We start from the raw sequence: 17,438 nt of genomic DNA, 5'->3' as shown, positions 1-17,438 counted from the left end.
ATAGCGGCTATGGATCCGGTGCGACACTCTGCGGCAAAGAGGGCAAGGTCGCGCTGGCGCCCCTGAGCGGGCGGTAACGGCAATCACTCCTTCGCTCTCGGCGATGGCCTCGACGGCTAATCCCACCGGGATCAACGACGACAAACGCAAATTTCTCACCATGGTGCTTATTCCCCTCAGAAAACAGCACAACGCCAGCAGCGAAAATCATCAAATGTGAGTCAGAGCCCCTTTTGCGAGAAAATACAGGGCCCGATTCCACGGTCATTGACAGTTCTCCCCCCTCTTAAGTGTGCCAGACAGCTTGGTGCTGGGAGATGCGACCACAGGATCTGTCGAAGCCGCGTAAAATAGGGGACTACTCCATCGACCGGATTACGTGAGGCAGATGGAGGCGGCCTGCCTTATGCAGTCTCAAGAGGATCGACATTCGCTCGCGTTTTCAGGCGGTTTGCCGACCTCCAGTCAGCATGCGGACGCCTTTGGATGGGCATATTCGCACATCCTACAAAGCAGAAAGCCATCCGTCCCATCCATGCGGTCGATGATTTGGCTAAAAACTGGCCCGTCAAAAAGATCTGCGTATTCGTCGCGCAGAAGATTGCCCAATACGTGTCGCCGTTCAAAATCCATGCAGCAGAGCGTAACGTCACCGTTTGGGAGAAGAACATTTCGATACTGCCGACCGTCAACGCATGTCAGCGCGCCGACGACTGGCTGCCGTGGTTCGACGATCTTCGGATTGACGCTTCCACCCCTGCTGCTCAGAGGCCGCGCGCGAACTAGCGCTTCGGCGGGGATTATCCCGGCGATATCCGGATGGACCTCGCCCAGGACTATAAACCGAATCGAGGCGATGTCTGTGTCGACCACTTGACGAATCAAAGCGAGATACTTGTCTCCGACAAGACGCCTATTCATGTATGCGCCATCATCGAGAACATGGACCACGAATACCCTTGAGCGCAGCGCCTGCAAGCGGTGTAGATCCCGCCCCTTCATTCCTACAAGCGTCGTGAAAATCCGGATGCCATGGCCTCTGGCGTAAGCGTGCTCGACCATTTCGGTGCAATCCGGATTGAGCCAAGGCTCGGAGTATCCGGCGAAACTAATGTCGACGGAAGTTGGTACGCGCGCCAGACATCGCTTGAAATCTTCAAGACGAAGATGCTTCACATGAGAAACCGCCCTTTGCCGATGGGCGAACTTGTCCTGCGGACAATAAGAACATCCGACGATGCAGCCGGTGGTCGTCGTTATTTCTAAAACCCTGCCGCCCGGAATGGCAGAGCCCAGTTCCTGTAAGATCATGAGATATTCCTCCACCCTTCTGGCGCACTTGATCAATCTTGAAATTTCTCATATAACAACTTAGTTGACTCAATTGTATAGTTTGTTTCGCCATCCACCTTGATTTAGTTCTCTTGTGGTATCGGTCTATCGACTTTGTCTAATATTTCAGGATTATACTCTCAGCTAACTGACTTCCTCAGCAAATATCCATCGCTAATTTCCAAATGAACTCAGTCTGCTTCGCTTGAGCGGCTGATTAACCGCCGGCTCCCTCGGTTTGCTGGGCGGCCCTCGAACCAACTTTGGGCGCATCGCCGGTACGCAGCACGGCGGAATCGCAATCTGTCGAGCGTCAGCCGTTGCGGAAGGTGTAACTGAACCGTTAATGGCCGGCCCGCCGCCGAGGTGCGCGTAGAGCACCCTCGATCCCTCTGGAAAGAAGCCTTTCTGGACGAGGTCGATCATCCCTTGCATCGATTTGCCCTCGTAGACGGGATCGGTAATTATACCCTCGAGCCTCGCACACAGGCGGATGGCCTCCTTGGTTTCCTCGGACGGAAGGCCGTAAGAGGGAGACGCGTACCCCTCGAGCAACACCACGTTAGCCTCGACGATTTCCGTGCCAAGGGCGACGAACTTCGCAGTATACCGGGCAATGTTTAGCACCTGCGCCTTGGTTTGGGCGGGGATGGCAGAAGCATCTATACCGAGGAGATTGCGCTGTTGACTGTCTGTGGCAAATCCAACGAGCATGCCGGCATGCGTCGAGCCCGTGACCGTGCAAACGACAATGTAGTCGAAGGCAAACCCAAGCTGTTTCTCCCGGGCGCGCACCTCCTCCGCGAACCCGGCGTACCCAAGCCGGCCATATTTGTGAACTGAGGCCCCGGCCGGTATCGCGTAGGGCCTGCCGCCCCTTGACTTGACCTCATCGAGCGCCTGTTCCCAACTACGGCGGATGCCGATATCGAACCCCTCGTCGACAAGGCGCACTTCTGCTGCCATGATCCGACTCAAGAGAATGTTGCCGACCCGGTCGTAGACGGCGTCCTCATGTACTACCCAGCTCTCCTGAACCAGGAGACATTTCATGCCGATCTTGGCCGCGACCGCGGCGACCATCCGCGTGTGGTTGGACTGCACGCCGCCGATGGAGACAAGCGTCGGCATTTGACACGATCGCGTCGGGGATGATGTATTCGAGCTGACGGAGCTTGTTTCCGCCAAATGCGAGACCGGAGTTGCAGTCCTCGCGCTCGGCGTAGATTTCCACCCTGCCTCCCAGCTGCTTGGAGATGCGGTCGAGCTTCTCAGTGGGCGTGGGCCCAAAGGTGAGCGGATAGCGTTCGAACTTTTCCAGCATGTTCTCTCCGGCAACACGCGATGGAGCTGAATTGGCCATGGATGAGTCATTCTAGAGGTGTCTTTGGTTTGAGGTCATCTGCGTTATCCGGCGCCGAAGAGTCCCATTACTCTTTCCAGGGTCATCGAGAGTTGCAACCGCACACCGGCGTACTGCGAGAGGGCTACGATGGTATGGCATTCAAGAACTGCATCTCCTGGAATACTAGAATGACCGGATTGCGGTCGCCAATCGACTTCTCAAAGTAGTCCTTCTAATATCTGCTCAATATTTATGGTTGGTCCAAAGTGGTGCCAGCTTGAGCACCGACCTTGTCATGGCACCTCAAGGCAGCAGCAGCGATATGGCTAGCATTTGATCGCGCTGGAACAAATCTGCGGATTCATTCGTCACCTCATCGAGGTCTGGCGGCTCGGATCCAACTTCCTTGCAACTGCCGAAATGCTCAGCCCTTTGGCCAACTCGGCTATCGCAGCCAGACCGCCAGATCAGAAAGAGCACGCTTGCGAAATACGCCAGCTGAAGGAGCAGCGAACAAGCCAGCGTCGTGACGACTACTGTGCGGATGGAATGAGAAGCGAAGTAGATGGTCAGAGCGGTGCTGCACAGGACCATTCCCAGGACGCGACAAAAGATTCTAAAGGGCAACGCCGTTCTCCTGGTTTTGTCTCCTCAGATCATGCTGCGACCTGGTCGGCCCCAACATGGGTCTGGCAGTTCTTCGGGCAGACGCGGGCGCAGGCTCCGCAGCCAATGCAGCGGCCGGCATGATCGACGACCATGATCATGCGATTGAGCTCGCCGTCGAAATCGTCGTCTCCGCCGTCGCAGGCACCGAGGATTTCACCCGCGTCATCGACGCCGTAAAGATGCATGACCTCGCGCGAGCACACTTTGAAACAGCGTCCGCAGCCGATGCAGGTCATGCCGTCTATAGCGGTGAGATATTCCGGCACCCATCCGGAGCCGTCGCGGGTGGTGAATGTGTTCGTCATCGTAACTTCTTCATTGCAGCGAGCTCTCTCCTGGCACCATCCAACTCGGCAAAAACGGCCGACGTTTCCTCGGCAACTTCCTCTATCTCCGTCCATTTTGCTGGGAGATCCTCTGCAAGGTCGCGCAATTTCATCTTGGCAATTGCCGCGCGCAGCTGAAGCTTTCGGACTTTCGTTCCCATCTCATCCAGCTTTGACATAGATCCTTCCTCGAAATCGGTTTCATCAAGCCGGCGCCACGTCGGGATAGGCTTCGATGGCTGCAGTCGCATCGTCGACCAGTTTCGTACCGGCCTCCGCGAGCTTCCTGAACGTCTCGAAGCCGAACCGGTGGATGTCTCGACAGAGCGACCAACCGCCCGCCAGTGAAGAGCAATCGTCCGAAGCCCATGGGCCTCATCTCCATCGTTGGCGATGTCATCAGGCCGGAGCGCTCCTCGATACTTAAGCCCGACGGCCGTGTAGAATATATCGACCCTCCACAGCACGTCCGGATCGGGATCGCCGATAATGGGATCGCACGGCGCTGTTTTCTGGTGATGCTGAGGTCGCCCAGCAGTTCGGCGTCCGATTTGCCGTCCCATGAGCCGGAGGCATCCTGAGCACGGATCAGCCGCACGAGGCATTTGACGAACGGGGTGGCAAGGGCCGCCTCGTCCTCGTTGACAGCAGGGCTGACCGCGGCTTCAGGAATTTCATATTCTCCTCATTGCAGTCCTCTTCCTCGATGGACCATTTCCTTTTTCGGAGACGCCTACTTCGGGCAGACTTGCGCAGCCGACGCCCGGCTCGGGCCGGCCGATTCCACCCAATTGACGTTCCTGTGGCCGACCTTGGACGCGTCCACGACTGCGAGGTCTTCCACCACGGCCAGAATTCGCGTCGAACATCACTTCCGCCGCGATGCGGCCGCAGGTCATCGCAAGATACGAACCTCGAACCTGCTGCAAACGATCCGCCCTGTGCTGCATGGGGCCTGCTTGCTGCGGCCACGCCAGGGAAATGGATGAACCGTCCAGTAAACATTCCGACCACCCCCCTTCTTAAGTATTCTTCTCGCCCGGCCGCGCTTTGGCACCTCCGGGAGGCTTGTTTTGCGGAGCCGGACAGAGAGCGCCGTAACAAACCTTGCCGCTTCTGTAATTGGCCAGTGCCTGCAGCAAATCCGGCAGATGCTGCTCTTTCAGTTCGTCCGGGACAGGCTCCGGACCGTCCAGCGACTGCAGTGCCAGTTCGACCAACTCGATCGCGCGATCATTTTTGCCGTTCGCGTGATAGTACCGGGCGACCGCGGGATAGGACCGGAACTTAGGACTGTCGCCTTGCGGGGGATTCAGCGCCAGGATGTGTTCGGACAGCTCCTTGCCCATCGCGAAGCGCTCAGCAGGGGGAAGGCGCGAATGGTTATTGGCCGGATGGAAAAGTTGGTCTAGCGCCGAAACCATCCAATCCTCGGAATTTTTGTCGATCGCGTCGCGAACCAACTGGCGCATCACGGGCAAGCCGGTCCACATGTCTTGTATTTTGTGAAGCAACAGATGTGCATGGGCCAGGCGGAAATTGAGGTCGTCCGGCATCAAGGCGATGCCCTCTTCGATCGCCCAGAGCGCCGTCTTCCAATCTTCCAGCTTCACCGCCGCCCAGAACCTGTCATCGATCGGCTTCTTCAGCGCTTGTCCGCGCGCCAGGGGTTCGCTTGTGGCGATCCGCTGCTGATCGGCGGCTTTCGCTTTGTTGCTGGTAGGCCAGCTGCCGTTGAACACTTTCGGCAAAACCTCACCGAGTTGGCTCGGATGACCGATAAAGGCGATGCAGCCGTCTCGGTCGACCACGAACGAGGTCGGAATCCCGACGCAAAAGCTGGGTTCCCTCCAAAGCTTCTTCATTTCGCCTGTGTAGTCGAACGCAATCCGATGATTCAGATCCGGGCACTTTTCGGCCAACCACGCGTCCAACTTGGTCCGGGCCTCGACGGCCGTTGGAGCGTCTTCATCAGCCGCGATCCCGACGACCTCAAGTCCGCTGTCCTTGTATTTCTCCTGCAGCTGCATCAGCTCGAGCATCTCCGCCGCAGATAGATCGCACCAAGTTGCCCAAAATTCGACGATATAGACTTTGCCGGGCTGGAAGTCCGCAAGGGGCTCGCCACGCAGCCAGTCCTCCACTTTGATCGAAGGAGCCGGTGACCCCATCCGCAACATCATCTTGCCCTCCAAAGTTATTGCCAAAGGTTGCGTGACCTTATGCGCAAGCTTGTTCCCCTTTGAGACGGGGCACGAGGGTTCAACGAAGGGAGAGCATTGTTCGTCTTGCGCATCTGCGTGCAGTCAGCCTTCACTCAGTGTTGCCGAATCTCAATTCGCAAAGGCCGTGCCAACGCGCTCAGCCGTGCGGTAAATTCTTGATTATGCTTTGAAAAACTTCTGTGGCGCCCAAGATCGCCGCTTGTATTGGATGCCCATATTTTCCGCCATTGTCGGGTCTTGGACACGCATCACCCGCTTCCCGTCGGCGCAGAAGCGTGGCCACCGACGTCTCGACACCTAGGGACGAACAGATGCATGACCGCGTTGGCTACGGCCAGCCTCGTCATCATCGTCCGCCTCAAGCCTTGCTTGAGCTTCTTGTCGTTTCGGTCGCTCAAGAGGTAGCGCAACGCCATTGCGATTGCAGGCGCCGCTCCATCCGAGCATCGCCTCTGCCCTACCTCTTCCGCTTTGCGCTTGAATTCCTGGCTCGCAACGCCAGAGTTTCACAACGAAGCCGGTCATGTCCGGCTGCGTGTCGCGAATAACGCCAGATCGAGGAGGTGATCGGCCCGAAGAGAGCCGGGATCTGCCGGCATGTTCCGGGCCGGTGAACTCTCCCGGATCCTACTTTTGTTGTTCTGTGTCCCTGTGCGCAAGCCCTACAGGGACCACCTGGTGCGAATGTGAGCGTTGTCGGAATTGGCCGGCCTGAATGCCGCTAGGTCGCCACGCGATGGGCCAAGGCAGACTGAAAACGCCGAAGATGCGGCCGCCCTCGCCGCTGACGGCTACCATCCCAGGCGATGCTACGTGATTGATGCCACCGTTCGCGCCGAGGGCCGGCAAGAGCCCGACGACCGTCGGACTCGAATGTCGGTGCGTTGGCCGCTGCACGGTCGTTTCCGTGTTCAGTTCCCGGCCAGTGGTGAGGGAAATCGTGATAACGGCAATACGATGAGGCTATGGTCCGAACGCGGCCTGCCGCGCTGAAACGACTCTCTTTCTCGACCTGACGCCGGCTCAAATATCGGTTGTTTTGAGCGCATTGAGGACTCCTGGGCTTCTGCCCGGCCGTTTGTCTGCGCGTTACGGGTTGTCTCGGCGAGCAGACACCGAGCGCGTTAGAGGCGTCCGGGGAATGTTCTTCGCGACAGCGCTTGCAAGTTGCTCATGAGCTTCGCGAAACCTGCTCGTTTGCGGCCTTCCTCCGACTTGGTATCAGGGTAGGTGACCAGCGGAGTAGAGCTTGGAACAGCATCGGTGCTACTTCAGAACCCGTCAGCGGGCCAAAAACAGCGGCAAAGGCGTGCCAACTATCCATCTTATCACGCTACCGGAGAGCCGCTCGCGCAACCAGCGGCTGCCATAAGCGCCCATGACGATCACGTCGGCAGACGTGTCGATTGCGTGCTGCGCTAGCACCTTGGCCACCGGTTTGCCGCGGCTCGCCAGCCGGTCGACCCAAACCCGAGCACCGTGCCGAGTGAGATAGGCAGCGATGTCGGCTCCCGGCTCGGCGCCGTTTCCGGTGCAGGTCGCCTCCGGATCGACGACCGCGACACGAACTTCCTCAGCACCGGCTAGCAGATGCAGCGCTTCTCGAATCGAACGGGACGCCTCGACTCGCGAATCCCAGCCGACCAGCACGCGCCGTGGAGACAGAGTCGCCTCAGCGCCCTCTGGTACGACAAGCACCGGCTTTCCCGTGTCGAACAAGCTGCCGTTGATAACAAGGGGTCCGAGACTAGTCTCGTTGAGAAGTGCGGGGCCGACGATTGTCAGGTCGGTGCAGAGCGCCCGCTGTCGCACCGCGTCACCGACGCCAGCCTTGTCGCAGTGTTCGGTGTCGACATCATAGCAGCGGCACGTGGCTCTCAGCACTTTGTGAATTTCCCTGCATGTCTTTTCCAGGTTGGCCATCTCCTGTGAAAATTGTTCCCGTGCGGCAATGTGGTGTGTGCGATGTCTAGACCACTCGGGGATGCCACCGCCCAACGGCGGAGGGGACCCAATAAGCGGAGGCGACATCAGGAGCGGCGGAGGCGATATAATTAGTACGGAAAGATACGCGCCGACCTCGGCGCACAAGCGAGCAGCTATTGCGACGTCCTGATCGGAATGGTCAGCTCCCGTCACACTGAGTATTTTCTTGAAGGCCATCTGACTGCTTCCCCCTGAGATGTCGGGCCCGTAGCGCGTTTCGAACCGCAGGACTTGCCTTCCAACGAAGACGGAGAGTGGCACACCATCCGTTCGCGATTCAGTCGTCCAGCTTCTCGAGCGAGTAGCCGGCAGACCTGACAGTACGAATGACGCTACCTGGCGAGGCCGCCTTCAGCGCCTTTCTGATCCGGCTGATATGGACGTCGACAGTGCGTTCACCGACATGGATATTGTCCGGCCAGGCCGCGTCGATCAGCTCGTCTCGGCTGAAGACCTTGCCGGGAGCCTCAAGAAATTGCCGCAGCAGGTTGAATTCGAGAGGTCCGAGGTGGATGTCGTGGCCATTGCCGCGAACTCGGTGGGCATCGAGCTTCATCTCAAGGCTGCCGCAGCAGAGCCAGCTGCCATTTTCGATCCCGTTTGAACCCGGCTTCGGTAGCGCCAGCTTCGTGCGTAGATAGTCGAGCAGCATCGCCGGCGTGAAGGGCCGCACAAAGCTCTCGTCAATACCTGCCTTCAAGAGATCGAGCTGCTGGTTTTCGGCGCCGGGCGCGATCAGCGCAATAACCAGCAGGCCTCTGTTCCGGAACTCCGCCTTGAGCTGGGCACAGATGGTAGACCCTGTCGAGCTTGCCGGCTGGCAGTCCAGCACCACGGCCTGCGGCTCCCGTTCACTGGCTAATGCCAGCGCTTCCTCCACGCTTCTGGCCAGTTCAATCCTGAAGCCATCCACCCCCAGAATGTGGCTGTAGTACAGATACAACTCCGCATCTTGCGAACAGATCAGTACCCCTGGCTTCATCAGCGCTACCCCAAGAACCATATCGGCCTGGACCGCCTCAATTGAGAGGGCTGGCCACCGCATGTCCTCAAGACCTGACATGATCCCCTCGATCGAAAGTCGGTTGCATCACGCCCGCGCCACCTCGGGATGAGCCTCAATGGCTGCGGTGGCATCGCCGGCCAGTTTGGTACCGGCCGCGGCGAGCTTCCAGAACGTCTCGAAACCGAACCGGTGGACGTCGCGCAGGGTTTTCGACAGAACGACCAACCGCCCGGCCGTGAAAAGCACGCGCCCGAAGCCCTCATGGCTCATCTCCATCATCGGCGATGCCATCAGGCCGGAGCGTTCCTCAATCGCAAGCCCGACGGCGGTGTAGAACTTATCGAGCCTCCACAGCACGTCCGGATCGGGATCGCCGATGATTGGAATTGCACGGCGCTGTTCCCTGGTGATGATGAAGTCGCCCAGCAGCTCGGCGTCGGATTTGCCTTCCCATGACCCGTGGGAATCATTGGCACGGATCAGCCGCACGAGGCATTTGACGAACGGGGTGGCAAGGGCCGCCTCGTCCTCGGCGGCAGGGCTAACCTCGGCTTCAAACATTCGTCCACTCCTGATTTCAGCTTTCGTCCTCGAAGGAGGGTTTCTGTTCAGCGACACCTGCCTGCGCCAGCACCTTGCGCAGCCAAGGGGGAGGACAGGTCCTGAGCATCATCTGCGTGCGCAACAGCACCTCTTGGATGGTCTGGGGCTGCGACACTTTGATCGGATGGATCTTTGCGGAAACAAGTTTGGCTGCCGAAGGTCCGCCGATCGCCAGACAAAACAGGAGATGACAGCCCTTTAGCGCCTCCACCTTCGGGGTGATGCGGTCATCGCCCTCAGTTCGATGCTTCCCGCTCTCGTTGGAAACGTCATCGAAGGCCACGGCTTCGAAGAGATTCCACTCCTCGCGCATCACGTCGTAGACAGCAAAGCGCCTGGCCGATCCGAAATGGGCGTTGAGGTTCTTCATGTCCTGCGTGGCGATCGCCACGCGCAATGCGCCGGCTTGGCGTTCTGGCGTCGGTGCGTGAACCTCGTCAGTGACGAGCGAGAGGCGACGAACGGAGCTCATCTGGGATTTCTCGCTTACGGAGTGGATCAAGCGCCTCAGGCGTCGGTGCGTGCCCGTTGGCTTCGAAAATGTTGGCAACCTCGAAGATCAGGTCGCGGGTCCCTTGGTAGAGGATTGTGAGCTTGTGCTGGGCCCCGAGCCGGTCGAAGATCGGGAAGCCGACCCGCATGAGCGGAATGCCGAGGCGCTGCGCCGCCTGGCGGCCGTGGGAATGAGTAACGAGAAGATCGGCGCCGGCGCCAAGCGCTTCCAAATCGCCGAGATCGCCGATTTGAACCGACTGCGCCGGCACTTCCTCCAGAATTTTCGACATAGCGGCCGTTGTGACCGCCGCCGCGATCTCGGAGCCCATGCCGATGAAGAAGCTCGCGAGTTGGTAGAGTTGGTCTGGTTCAGCAGCGATCGCAATTTTCTTGCCTCCAAACTGGAAATGTCCGTCGAGCAACGCGTCCTGCAACTGCGCCCGCCGACGGCGCACCCCAGCCGGCGCCGCCTCGCCCGAAACTGCAGACAACAGCGAGACGAACCGGTCGGCGTCCCTCAATCCAGTCAAGGACCGGAACAGCACGTAAGAAACCCCGGTCAACCTCTGCAGCACCTCGGCCGGGCGGCGCATATGCTCACCGATGACAATGCATCGCTCGGCCGTGCCTAGCTCGCGGATATCCTCGACGCTGGTGCCGCCATAGGTGGTCGTGACCCAACGGTCGGGCAGCGTACCGTCGAGCGAGCCGGAGACGTCCGGCAAAATCACCGGCTGCAGTCCAAAGCTTTCAACCATCTGACGCAAATGCTCAATGTCAGCCACAGTGAGGTTCCATCCAGGCAGGATCACGATCTTCTTCGATTGCCGCGCCTGCTCGCCGGGCAGTGTAATCCCTTCGATCATCGCAGTGACAGCTTTGGCCCAGCCCTCTTCGATCGCGCCGTCGAAATCCGGTGTGTTGGCCAGCACCACCTCCGTACCCGCGAGTTCTTTGGTGCGCTTCAGCCTGATATTGGCGATATCTCCTGCGCAGTCTTCGCCCCGGGTTTCCACCAGCGCGGTCGTGCAAACCCCGATCAGCGTTGGCTTTGTGCGGGCCTTGAGGTTGAGGATCGCCTCTTCCAGATGGTCTGCCCCGCCGAGGATCGTTGCGACCTCGTCCATCGCGGTTGTCTGCAAGGGAATGGCTTCCTTGAAATGCCGCACCAAGAGCACGAGCGCGAAGCTCGTGCACCCCTGGCTGCCGTGGAACAACGGCATTGCGCCGTCGACGCCAAGAAAGGCCAAGGCGGCACCCAATGGCTGCGATGACTTCAGCGGATTGACCGCCGCCGCTTTGGTCTGGGGAAGGATCCGGCCCATTGGCTTCCTCAACACTCGCCGAAATCACCGGCCGTCGTGCCGGAGAATTCCTGGACAGCATGCAAGGTCACGGTCTCGCTTTTCGTGCGCGGCCGGACCTCCCCCGCCGTAGGCTGGCAATCCCATGGTGCCGGCTCCCGCACCTGCGCCCAGATCGGATTGTGAATGGCGATGTCGATCTGGCGTACGAGTTCCACCATGCCGTCATAGCCGGCGTAAGGGTGTAGGCGCTCCTGGTTGATATCGAGCCAAGGTGTCTTGGCCTTGAGCGCTACGAATTGCGTGCGCCCGCCTGATAGCAAGATATCGGCCCTGTGTTCGGAGAGCATGGCGTAAAGCTCGCGCGCTGCCATCTGCTCGAATATATGGTTGTCGTCCTTGAGGATCTGGTTGATGCGCTCCTTGTCTTCGATGGTCGACTTCTTGACAGACGTGCCTACGATCTCGATCCCGATCTCCATCAGCGCATGGACGACCGACCAGGACTTCACGCCGCCGGTGTTGAGCAGCACGCGCTTGCCTTCGAGCCTCAGCCGGTAGGCGGCTAGCTTCTTCCAAGCGATCGCCTCTTCCTCTGCAATCAATAGCTCGGTGCGGCCGAGGATCTCCGGATCGGCACCCTTCTTCACGAGCAGCTGAGATATTTGTCGGAGCGCTTCAGAGGTGGCGCTGATGCCGTAGAAGGAGCCCTCGAAAAACGGGATGCCCCAGCGCTGCCCCATTTTGCGGGCGAGATTGATGAGCGCGGTCGAGCACACCACCATGGCCGCCCGGGCGCGGTGCGCGCCGGCAATGTCCAAGTAACGTGCGTCACCTGGAATGCAGGCGCGCACCCGGATCCCGAGCCGATCCAGCAGCGGCTTCACCAGCCAGAATTCGCCCGAGAGGTTGAATTCGCCAAGAATGTTGATGTCGTAAGGGCCGGCATCGTCGGGCTCGAGCGTGCCGATGACATGCTCGAGCAACGCCTCGCCGGCAAGCTTGTTGCCGAGATTCTTGGAGCCGACGAAGCCCGGCGCATTGACCGGTACAACGGCCAAGCCGTACTTTTCCGCCGCGCGCTTGCAGATGGCCTCGATGTCGTCGCCGATCAGCGCCGTCACGCAGGTCGGATAAACGAAGATCGCCGGCGGCCCATACGCTTCCTTGATCTCGCGGATCGCTTTGAAAAGCTTCCGCTCGCCCTGCCCCATCACCACGTCGAGTTCGGTGAGGTCGGTCGTGAAGCTTGTGCGCCACAGCGTTGGCCCGGACGAAGCCGCACCGCGGTTGTCCCAGGAATTGCCCTCGCAGGCGAGCGGCGCATGGATCAAATGCGCAACGTCGGTGATCGGCTGCAGCACGATCTTGGCGCCATCGAAGGCACAGCCGCCGGCCGCCGCCCCCGGGGTCAGAGGCTTCGAACAGCCCTCCTTGCGCGCCTTGGCATCCTTGCCGCGGTTCTTTTCGCAGGCGGGCTCGTTGAAGACATCCTGGATTTTGGCTCTGAGCGAGGACATTGCGTCGGTCTCCAAAGTCCCTCGGGAAGACGATCGGCCAAAGCCGGCCGCCACGCTTAGCGGGTGAGGTCATACGAATAGTCCGTCACGCCCGTCTCGCTTGTCTCGCGATCGAGCTGGTCGAAGATCTTGTCGAGGATCGTCGTCAGGACGCGCAACCCGCCTTGGTAGCCCATCAGCGCAAACCGATGGTGATGGTGGCGGTCGAAGATCGGAAATGTCAGCCGGATCAGCGGCGTGCCGGTGTCGCGCTCCAGATACTTGCCATAGGAGTTGCCGATCAGCAGGTCCACCGGCTCGGTGAAGAGCAGCGAGCGCATCGCCCAGAGGTCCTTGCCCGCCCAGACTTGAGCATTCTTGCCGAAGGGCGATGATGCAAGCAGTTCCTTCAACTCGGCTTCCCATGCCGAGGTGCCGTTGGTGGCGAGGCAATGGGTCGGCTCGCCGCCCGTCTCCATGATGAAGCGGGCCATGCCGTAGACAAAGTCCGGATCGCCGTAGATGGCGTATTTCTTACCGTGCAGCCAGGATTGGCTGTCCGCCATGGCGTCAACAAGTCGGCCGCGCTCGAGGCGGAGTGCCTCGGGGATTTGCTTGCCGGAAATCGCGGAGACTTCCATCAGGAAGTCGTCGGTAGCCTTGACTCCGAGCGGGTAATGGAACGAGGCCGTCGCCTGCCCCACTCCCTCGCAATACTCCAATGTTTTGCGGGTGTTGTAATGCTGCAGCGACAGCGTCGCCTCGGCGTTGAGTGCCTCCCTCACGTCTTCGATCTTCGTGCCGCCGTCATACATGCGGTATTCGCCGTCGGACGGCGTGTCGAATTGGTCAGAGGCGTCTTGGATGAAGGTATAGGACACGCCTATTAGGTCGAGCAGGCGCTTGAGTTCCCGGTTGTTGCCAACACAGAAGCCGTCGAAACCCGGAATGACGTTGATGGTCCCCTCGGCTTCCGTTCGCTCCTCGCCTTTCCAGAAATGCTCCAAAATCCCCTTGAGCGTGACGTCGTAGCCATCGACATGACTGCCGACGAATGCCGGCGTATGGGCGAATGGGACGTCGAAGTCGCGCGGGACCGAGCCTTCGTCCTTGGCGTTCTCGATGAAGCTGTGCAGGTCATCTCCAATGACCTCCGCCATACAAGTAGTCGAGACGGCGATCATCTTCGGGTCGTAGAGTTGGTACGTGTTGGCGAGGCCGTCGACCAGGTTCTTCAGGCCGCCGAACACTGCCGCGTCCTCAGTCATCGAGGAGGAAACTGCCGAAGCAGGCTCCTTGAAATGGCGCGACAGGTGCGAGCGGTAATAGGCCACGCAGCCCTGGCTGCCGTGGACGAAGGACATGGTTCGCTCGAAGCCTGCGGCCGCGAACACCGCGCCGAGCGGCTGGCAGGCCTTGGCGGGGTTCACGACAAGGGCTTGGCGAGCAAGGTTCTTTTCGCGGTATTCCCACGTCTTGGTGAATTCGCCTTGGTCGGTAACGACCTGGTCCGGGTGAGGACATTCGAAATTCAGCCTCTTCTCCGCGAGCATCTGCCTGTATTCCGGCTCGCGGAACAGGGGCGCGTGGTCGAGAACTTTTTCAGCCGACTGCGGCATGGGCGGTTACCTCTTTGCATCTGGTCCGCCATACGGCGGCACAGGGACGTCGAAAGTTTCAGGTCTCCCGCGGACAAGCGGCCACAGGCGTTCATGGCCTCCCGGCTTCCGGGAGGCCAGGGTTTCATTCGGCTGCGATCGCCGCCGACGGCTCGGCTTTTTTCTTCCAGGGGGCGTCGTAGAGGTTCCAGACCGGGTTGTTGATGGCCAGATCCATATCGCGCGCGAAGATGGCGAACCCGTCGTAGCCGTGATACGGGCCGGAATAATCCCAGGAATGCATTTGACGGAACGGTATGCCCATCTTCTGGACCGGGTACTTTTCTTTGATGCCGGAGCCAACGAGATCAGGACGGATCCCCTCGATGAACTTCTCCAGCTCGTAACCAGTCACGTCGTCGTAGATCAGAGTGCCCTTCTTCACGTAGTGGCCGGTACGCTGATAGTCGTCGTTATGGCCAAATTCGTAGCCAGTGCCGACGATCACCATGCCCAGGTCCTCATATGCCGTGACGACGTGACGGGGGCGCAGCCCGCCGACATAGAGCATCACCGTCCTGCCTTCGAGGCGCGGCCGGTACTTGGCTATGACCGCCTCGACCAGCGGCCGGTATTTGGCTATGACCGCCTCGGCCTTGGCCTCGATTTCCGGCCCGAAGTGCTTGGCTATCTTGCGCAGAGAGGCTTCGGTCTGGGAGGGGCCGAAGAAATTGTACTCCATCCAGGCGATGTCATACTTTTCCTCCATGTGCCGGCAGATGTAGTTCATCGACCTGTAGCAATGGATGAGATTGAGTTTCGCCTTTGGCGCTCGCTCTATTTCGACCAGGGTAGCGTCGCCCGACCAGTTGCCGACCACGCGCAGACCCATCTCTTCGAGCAGGATGCGCGAAGCCCAGGCGTCGCCGCCGATATTGTAGTCGCCGACCACATTGACATCGTACGGGCCGGCCTCGAACTCGAGGTCCTTCTTCTCGAACACCCAGTCGCGGATCGCGTCGTTGGCGATGTGGTGGCCGAGGGATTGCGAGACGCCGCGGAAGCCCTCGCAGCGCACCGGCACGATTGTCTTTTCGTGCTCCTTGGCCTTGTTGCGGGACACAGCTTCGGTGTCGTCGCCAATCAGGCCAATCGGGCATTCGGATTGCACAGTCATGCCCTTGTTCAGCGGAAACAGTTCCTCGATCTCGTCGATGATCCGTTCGAGCTTCTTGTCGCCGCCGAAAACAATGTCCTTCTCCTGGAAATCGGAGGTGAACTGCATGGTGACGAACGTGTCGATGCCGGTCGTGCCGACGTAGTAGTTGCGGCGTTGAGACCAGGAATATTGCCCGCAGCCGACCGGGCCGTGCGAGATATGGACCATATCCTTGACTGGACCCCACACCACGCCTTTCGAGCCGGCATAGGCGCAGCCGCGAATCGTCATCACGCCGGGGATGGACTTGATGTTCGATTTGACCTCGCATTCGGAAAGGACCTCGCTTTCCTCGCCAGCCTCGTCGCGGCTCTTTGCGACGCTGAGGTGCTTTTTGCGGCGCTTCGCCGACTTGTCAGGATATTGCGACAGCACCTCCTCGATAAGCTTCGCATGGAGGGCACCGTCATTCTCGTATTCCAGGCTCATGGGACCCCTTTCAAGGTTCAGGGTGACGCCTCACCGACGAGGCGCCGTTCTTTGAAAGGCGCACCAGGTCCGGCGGCGCCTCATGTCGGCAGTGGTCGCTACTGTGCGGCCGCCTTAGCCGCTTCCTTGACCTGAAGCTCGGCAAGCATCTGCTCGTCCGTCTTCATGATGCCGAAGTCGAGCAGCATGTCCTCGAGCTCCTCCATGGTGATCGGGGTCGGGATGGTGCCCTGGCCCGAATTCCCATGGATCTTCTCGGCCAGCGCCCTGTATTCGCCGGCCTGCTTGGAGTCCGGCGCATACTGGATCACAGACATCTTCCTGAGCTCGGCGTGCTGGACGATGTTGTCGCGCGGCACGAAGTGGATAAGTTTGGAATTGAGCCTGGAAGCAAGCGCCTCGGCGAGGTCGAGTTCGCGGTCGGTTTGGCGCTCGTTGCAGATCAGGCCGCCGAGCCGCACGCCGCCCGAATGGGCGTATTTCAGGATACCCTTGGCGATGTTGTTGGCGGCATAGAGCGCCATCATCTCGCCGGACATGACGATATAGATTTCCTGGGCCTTGTTCTCGCGGATCGGCATCGCGAAACCGCCACACACCACATCCCCGAGCACGTCGTAGGAGACATAGTCGACGTCGTCGTAGGCGCCGTTCTCCTCGAGGAAGTTGATTGAGGTGATCACGCCGCGGCCGGCGCAGCCGACACCCGGCTCGGGTCCGCCCGACTCCACGCATTTGATGCCTTTGTACCCGACCTTGAGCACGTCCGCGAGTTCCAGGTCTTCCACCGAACCTTCCTCTGCCGCGAGATGCAGGACGGTATCCTGCGCCTTCGCGTTCAAGATCAGGCGGGTGGAGTCGGCTTTGGGGTCGCAGCCGACGATGAGGATTCTCTGCCCGAGGTCGACAAGGGCGGCGAGCGTATTTTGGGAGGTGGTGGACTTGCCGATGCCGCCCTTGCCGTAAAAGGCGATCTGACGCAAACCTGACATGTAGCTTTCCTTCCTTGGTTCCATTCATCGCGGCTGCCGCGACATGAATGCCGGTCGGGCAGCTCTAGCCGCCTCACACCTAAGGATCTCAAGACTCATGCCAATTTGGCTGATCGAACCGAAGAATAATTTGATGGTTGCTTTTCAGGGGGTTAGCTTGAGTTCCAAGAAAGGATCGTCGAAACAGCCCGTGTAGCGGACGCGACATTGGCGACACAAAGCGTCGGATCGCGATCCTCAGCCACCGCATTCGTTTGAACCGCACCCTCTGCGGGATGCTGCGAACTCTTCTGTGCCCGCGAGCTGACGTGCTTGCTCAACGCGTCCTAGATGTTTAGTCCCAAGGTTTGATGGGTTGGATCGAGCCTGAATCGTTCGGGCTCTTTTGTCCAGATTTTGCAGATGTATTC

At 59.5% G+C, this 17,438-nt stretch carries 14 protein-coding genes and 2 pseudogenes; all 16 read right to left on the bottom strand.

All coding sequences use genetic code 11. The annotated features are described in order from the left end of the window. Positions 1-465 precede the first annotated feature (465 nt). The 16 genes and pseudogenes from NKI35_RS30470 to nifH all read right to left on the bottom strand — a co-directional run bounded on the left by NKI35_RS30470 (position 466) and on the right by nifH (position 17,028). Positions 466-1,311, bottom strand: coding sequence for a radical SAM/SPASM domain-containing protein (locus NKI35_RS30470; RefSeq protein WP_352742456.1), 846 nt, complete (start codon positions 1,309-1,311; stop codon positions 466-468). 334 nt (positions 1,312-1,645) lie between these two features. Beyond that, positions 1,646-2,656, bottom strand: a pseudogene (locus tag NKI35_RS30465) (1-aminocyclopropane-1-carboxylate deaminase). Between the two features lie 324 nt (positions 2,657-2,980). Further along, the gene (locus tag NKI35_RS30460) at positions 2,981-3,271 is read right to left on the bottom strand and encodes an exopolysaccharide production repressor protein (protein WP_352742458.1); all 291 of its coding nucleotides are present in this window, start codon (positions 3,269-3,271) and stop codon (positions 2,981-2,983) included. Positions 3,272-3,333: 62 nt separating this feature from the next. After that, positions 3,334-3,651, bottom strand: a complete 318-nt coding sequence (fdxB, locus tag NKI35_RS30455; protein WP_352742454.1) for a ferredoxin III, nif-specific — start codon at positions 3,649-3,651, stop codon at positions 3,334-3,336. Beyond that, positions 3,648-3,851, bottom strand: a complete 204-nt coding sequence (locus NKI35_RS30450) for a CCE_0567 family metalloprotein (protein WP_352742452.1) — start codon at positions 3,849-3,851, stop codon at positions 3,648-3,650. The genes fdxB and NKI35_RS30450 overlap by 4 nt, the downstream gene beginning before the upstream one ends. A gap of 25 nt (positions 3,852-3,876) precedes the next feature. Next, positions 3,877-4,270, bottom strand: a pseudogene (locus NKI35_RS30445) (DUF269 domain-containing protein). A gap of 424 nt (positions 4,271-4,694) precedes the next feature. Further along, a complete protein-coding gene (locus NKI35_RS30440; RefSeq protein WP_352742450.1) occupies positions 4,695-5,855 on the bottom strand; it encodes a TlpA disulfide reductase family protein in 1,161 nt (386 codons plus the stop codon). 1,323 nt (positions 5,856-7,178) lie between these two features. Continuing rightward, positions 7,179-7,820 carry a universal stress protein gene (locus NKI35_RS30435; protein WP_352742448.1) on the bottom strand — a complete coding sequence of 214 codons (642 nt, stop codon included), beginning with the start codon at positions 7,818-7,820 and terminating at the stop codon, positions 7,179-7,181. Between the two features lie 340 nt (positions 7,821-8,160). After that, the gene (locus NKI35_RS30430; RefSeq protein ID WP_352545596.1) at positions 8,161-8,946 is read right to left on the bottom strand and encodes a response regulator transcription factor; all 786 of its coding nucleotides are present in this window, start codon (positions 8,944-8,946) and stop codon (positions 8,161-8,163) included. Between the two features lie 27 nt (positions 8,947-8,973). Continuing rightward, positions 8,974-9,450, bottom strand: coding sequence for a NifX-associated nitrogen fixation protein (locus tag NKI35_RS30425; RefSeq protein WP_352742446.1), 477 nt, complete (start codon positions 9,448-9,450; stop codon positions 8,974-8,976). A 16-nt stretch (positions 9,451-9,466) separates the two neighbouring features. Continuing rightward, the gene (gene nifX / locus NKI35_RS30420) at positions 9,467-9,964 is read right to left on the bottom strand and encodes a nitrogen fixation protein NifX (RefSeq protein ID WP_352712671.1); all 498 of its coding nucleotides are present in this window, start codon (positions 9,962-9,964) and stop codon (positions 9,467-9,469) included. Beyond that, positions 9,930-11,312, bottom strand: a complete 1,383-nt coding sequence (gene nifN / locus NKI35_RS30415) for a nitrogenase iron-molybdenum cofactor biosynthesis protein NifN (protein ID WP_352742444.1) — start codon at positions 11,310-11,312, stop codon at positions 9,930-9,932. The genes nifX and nifN overlap by 35 nt, the downstream gene beginning before the upstream one ends. Positions 11,313-11,320: 8 nt before the next feature. Next, positions 11,321-12,811, bottom strand: coding sequence for a nitrogenase iron-molybdenum cofactor biosynthesis protein NifE (nifE, locus tag NKI35_RS30410; RefSeq protein ID WP_352742442.1), 1,491 nt, complete (start codon positions 12,809-12,811; stop codon positions 11,321-11,323). Between the two features lie 56 nt (positions 12,812-12,867). Further along, on the bottom strand, positions 12,868-14,409 hold the full coding sequence (nifK, locus tag NKI35_RS30405) for a nitrogenase molybdenum-iron protein subunit beta (RefSeq protein WP_352742440.1): 1,542 nt from the start codon (positions 14,407-14,409) through the stop codon (positions 12,868-12,870). Between the two features lie 124 nt (positions 14,410-14,533). Continuing rightward, a complete protein-coding gene (nifD, locus tag NKI35_RS30400) occupies positions 14,534-16,036 on the bottom strand; it encodes a nitrogenase molybdenum-iron protein alpha chain (RefSeq protein WP_352742438.1) in 1,503 nt (500 codons plus the stop codon). Between the two features lie 98 nt (positions 16,037-16,134). Then, positions 16,135-17,028 carry a nitrogenase iron protein gene (nifH, locus tag NKI35_RS30395; RefSeq protein ID WP_023706403.1) on the bottom strand — a complete coding sequence of 298 codons (894 nt, stop codon included), beginning with the start codon at positions 17,026-17,028 and terminating at the stop codon, positions 16,135-16,137. Positions 17,029-17,438 lie beyond the last annotated feature (410 nt).

This window comes from Mesorhizobium sp. M0676 (assembly GCF_040320535.1).
Taxonomy (GTDB): domain Bacteria; phylum Pseudomonadota; class Alphaproteobacteria; order Rhizobiales; family Rhizobiaceae; genus Mesorhizobium.
This window is presented reverse-complemented; position numbering and strand designations above follow the sequence as displayed.

Bases quoted from the DNA above. Each gene is read 5' to 3' on its own strand.
- NKI35_RS30470 (WP_352742456.1), bottom strand. From the start codon at position 1,311: ATGATCTTACAGGAACTGGGCTCTGCCATTCCGGGCGGCAGGGTTTTA.
- NKI35_RS30460 (WP_352742458.1), bottom strand. From the start codon at position 3,271: ATGGTCCTGTGCAGCACCGCTCTGACCATCTACTTCGCTTCTCATTCC.
- fdxB (WP_352742454.1), bottom strand. From the start codon at position 3,651: ATGACGAACACATTCACCACCCGCGACGGCTCCGGATGGGTGCCGGAA.
- NKI35_RS30450 (WP_352742452.1), bottom strand. From the start codon at position 3,851: ATGTCAAAGCTGGATGAGATGGGAACGAAAGTCCGAAAGCTTCAGCTG.
- NKI35_RS30440 (WP_352742450.1), bottom strand. From the start codon at position 5,855: ATGATGTTGCGGATGGGGTCACCGGCTCCTTCGATCAAAGTGGAGGAC.
- NKI35_RS30435 (WP_352742448.1), bottom strand. From the start codon at position 7,820: ATGGCCAACCTGGAAAAGACATGCAGGGAAATTCACAAAGTGCTGAGA.
- NKI35_RS30430 (WP_352545596.1), bottom strand. From the start codon at position 8,946: ATGTCAGGTCTTGAGGACATGCGGTGGCCAGCCCTCTCAATTGAGGCG.
- NKI35_RS30425 (WP_352742446.1), bottom strand. From the start codon at position 9,450: ATGTTTGAAGCCGAGGTTAGCCCTGCCGCCGAGGACGAGGCGGCCCTT.
- nifX (WP_352712671.1), bottom strand. From the start codon at position 9,964: ATGAGCTCCGTTCGTCGCCTCTCGCTCGTCACTGACGAGGTTCACGCA.
- nifN (WP_352742444.1), bottom strand. From the start codon at position 11,312: ATGGGCCGGATCCTTCCCCAGACCAAAGCGGCGGCGGTCAATCCGCTG.
- nifE (WP_352742442.1), bottom strand. From the start codon at position 12,811: ATGTCCTCGCTCAGAGCCAAAATCCAGGATGTCTTCAACGAGCCCGCC.
- nifK (WP_352742440.1), bottom strand. From the start codon at position 14,409: ATGCCGCAGTCGGCTGAAAAAGTTCTCGACCACGCGCCCCTGTTCCGC.
- nifD (WP_352742438.1), bottom strand. From the start codon at position 16,036: ATGAGCCTGGAATACGAGAATGACGGTGCCCTCCATGCGAAGCTTATC.
- nifH (WP_023706403.1), bottom strand. From the start codon at position 17,028: ATGTCAGGTTTGCGTCAGATCGCCTTTTACGGCAAGGGCGGCATCGGC.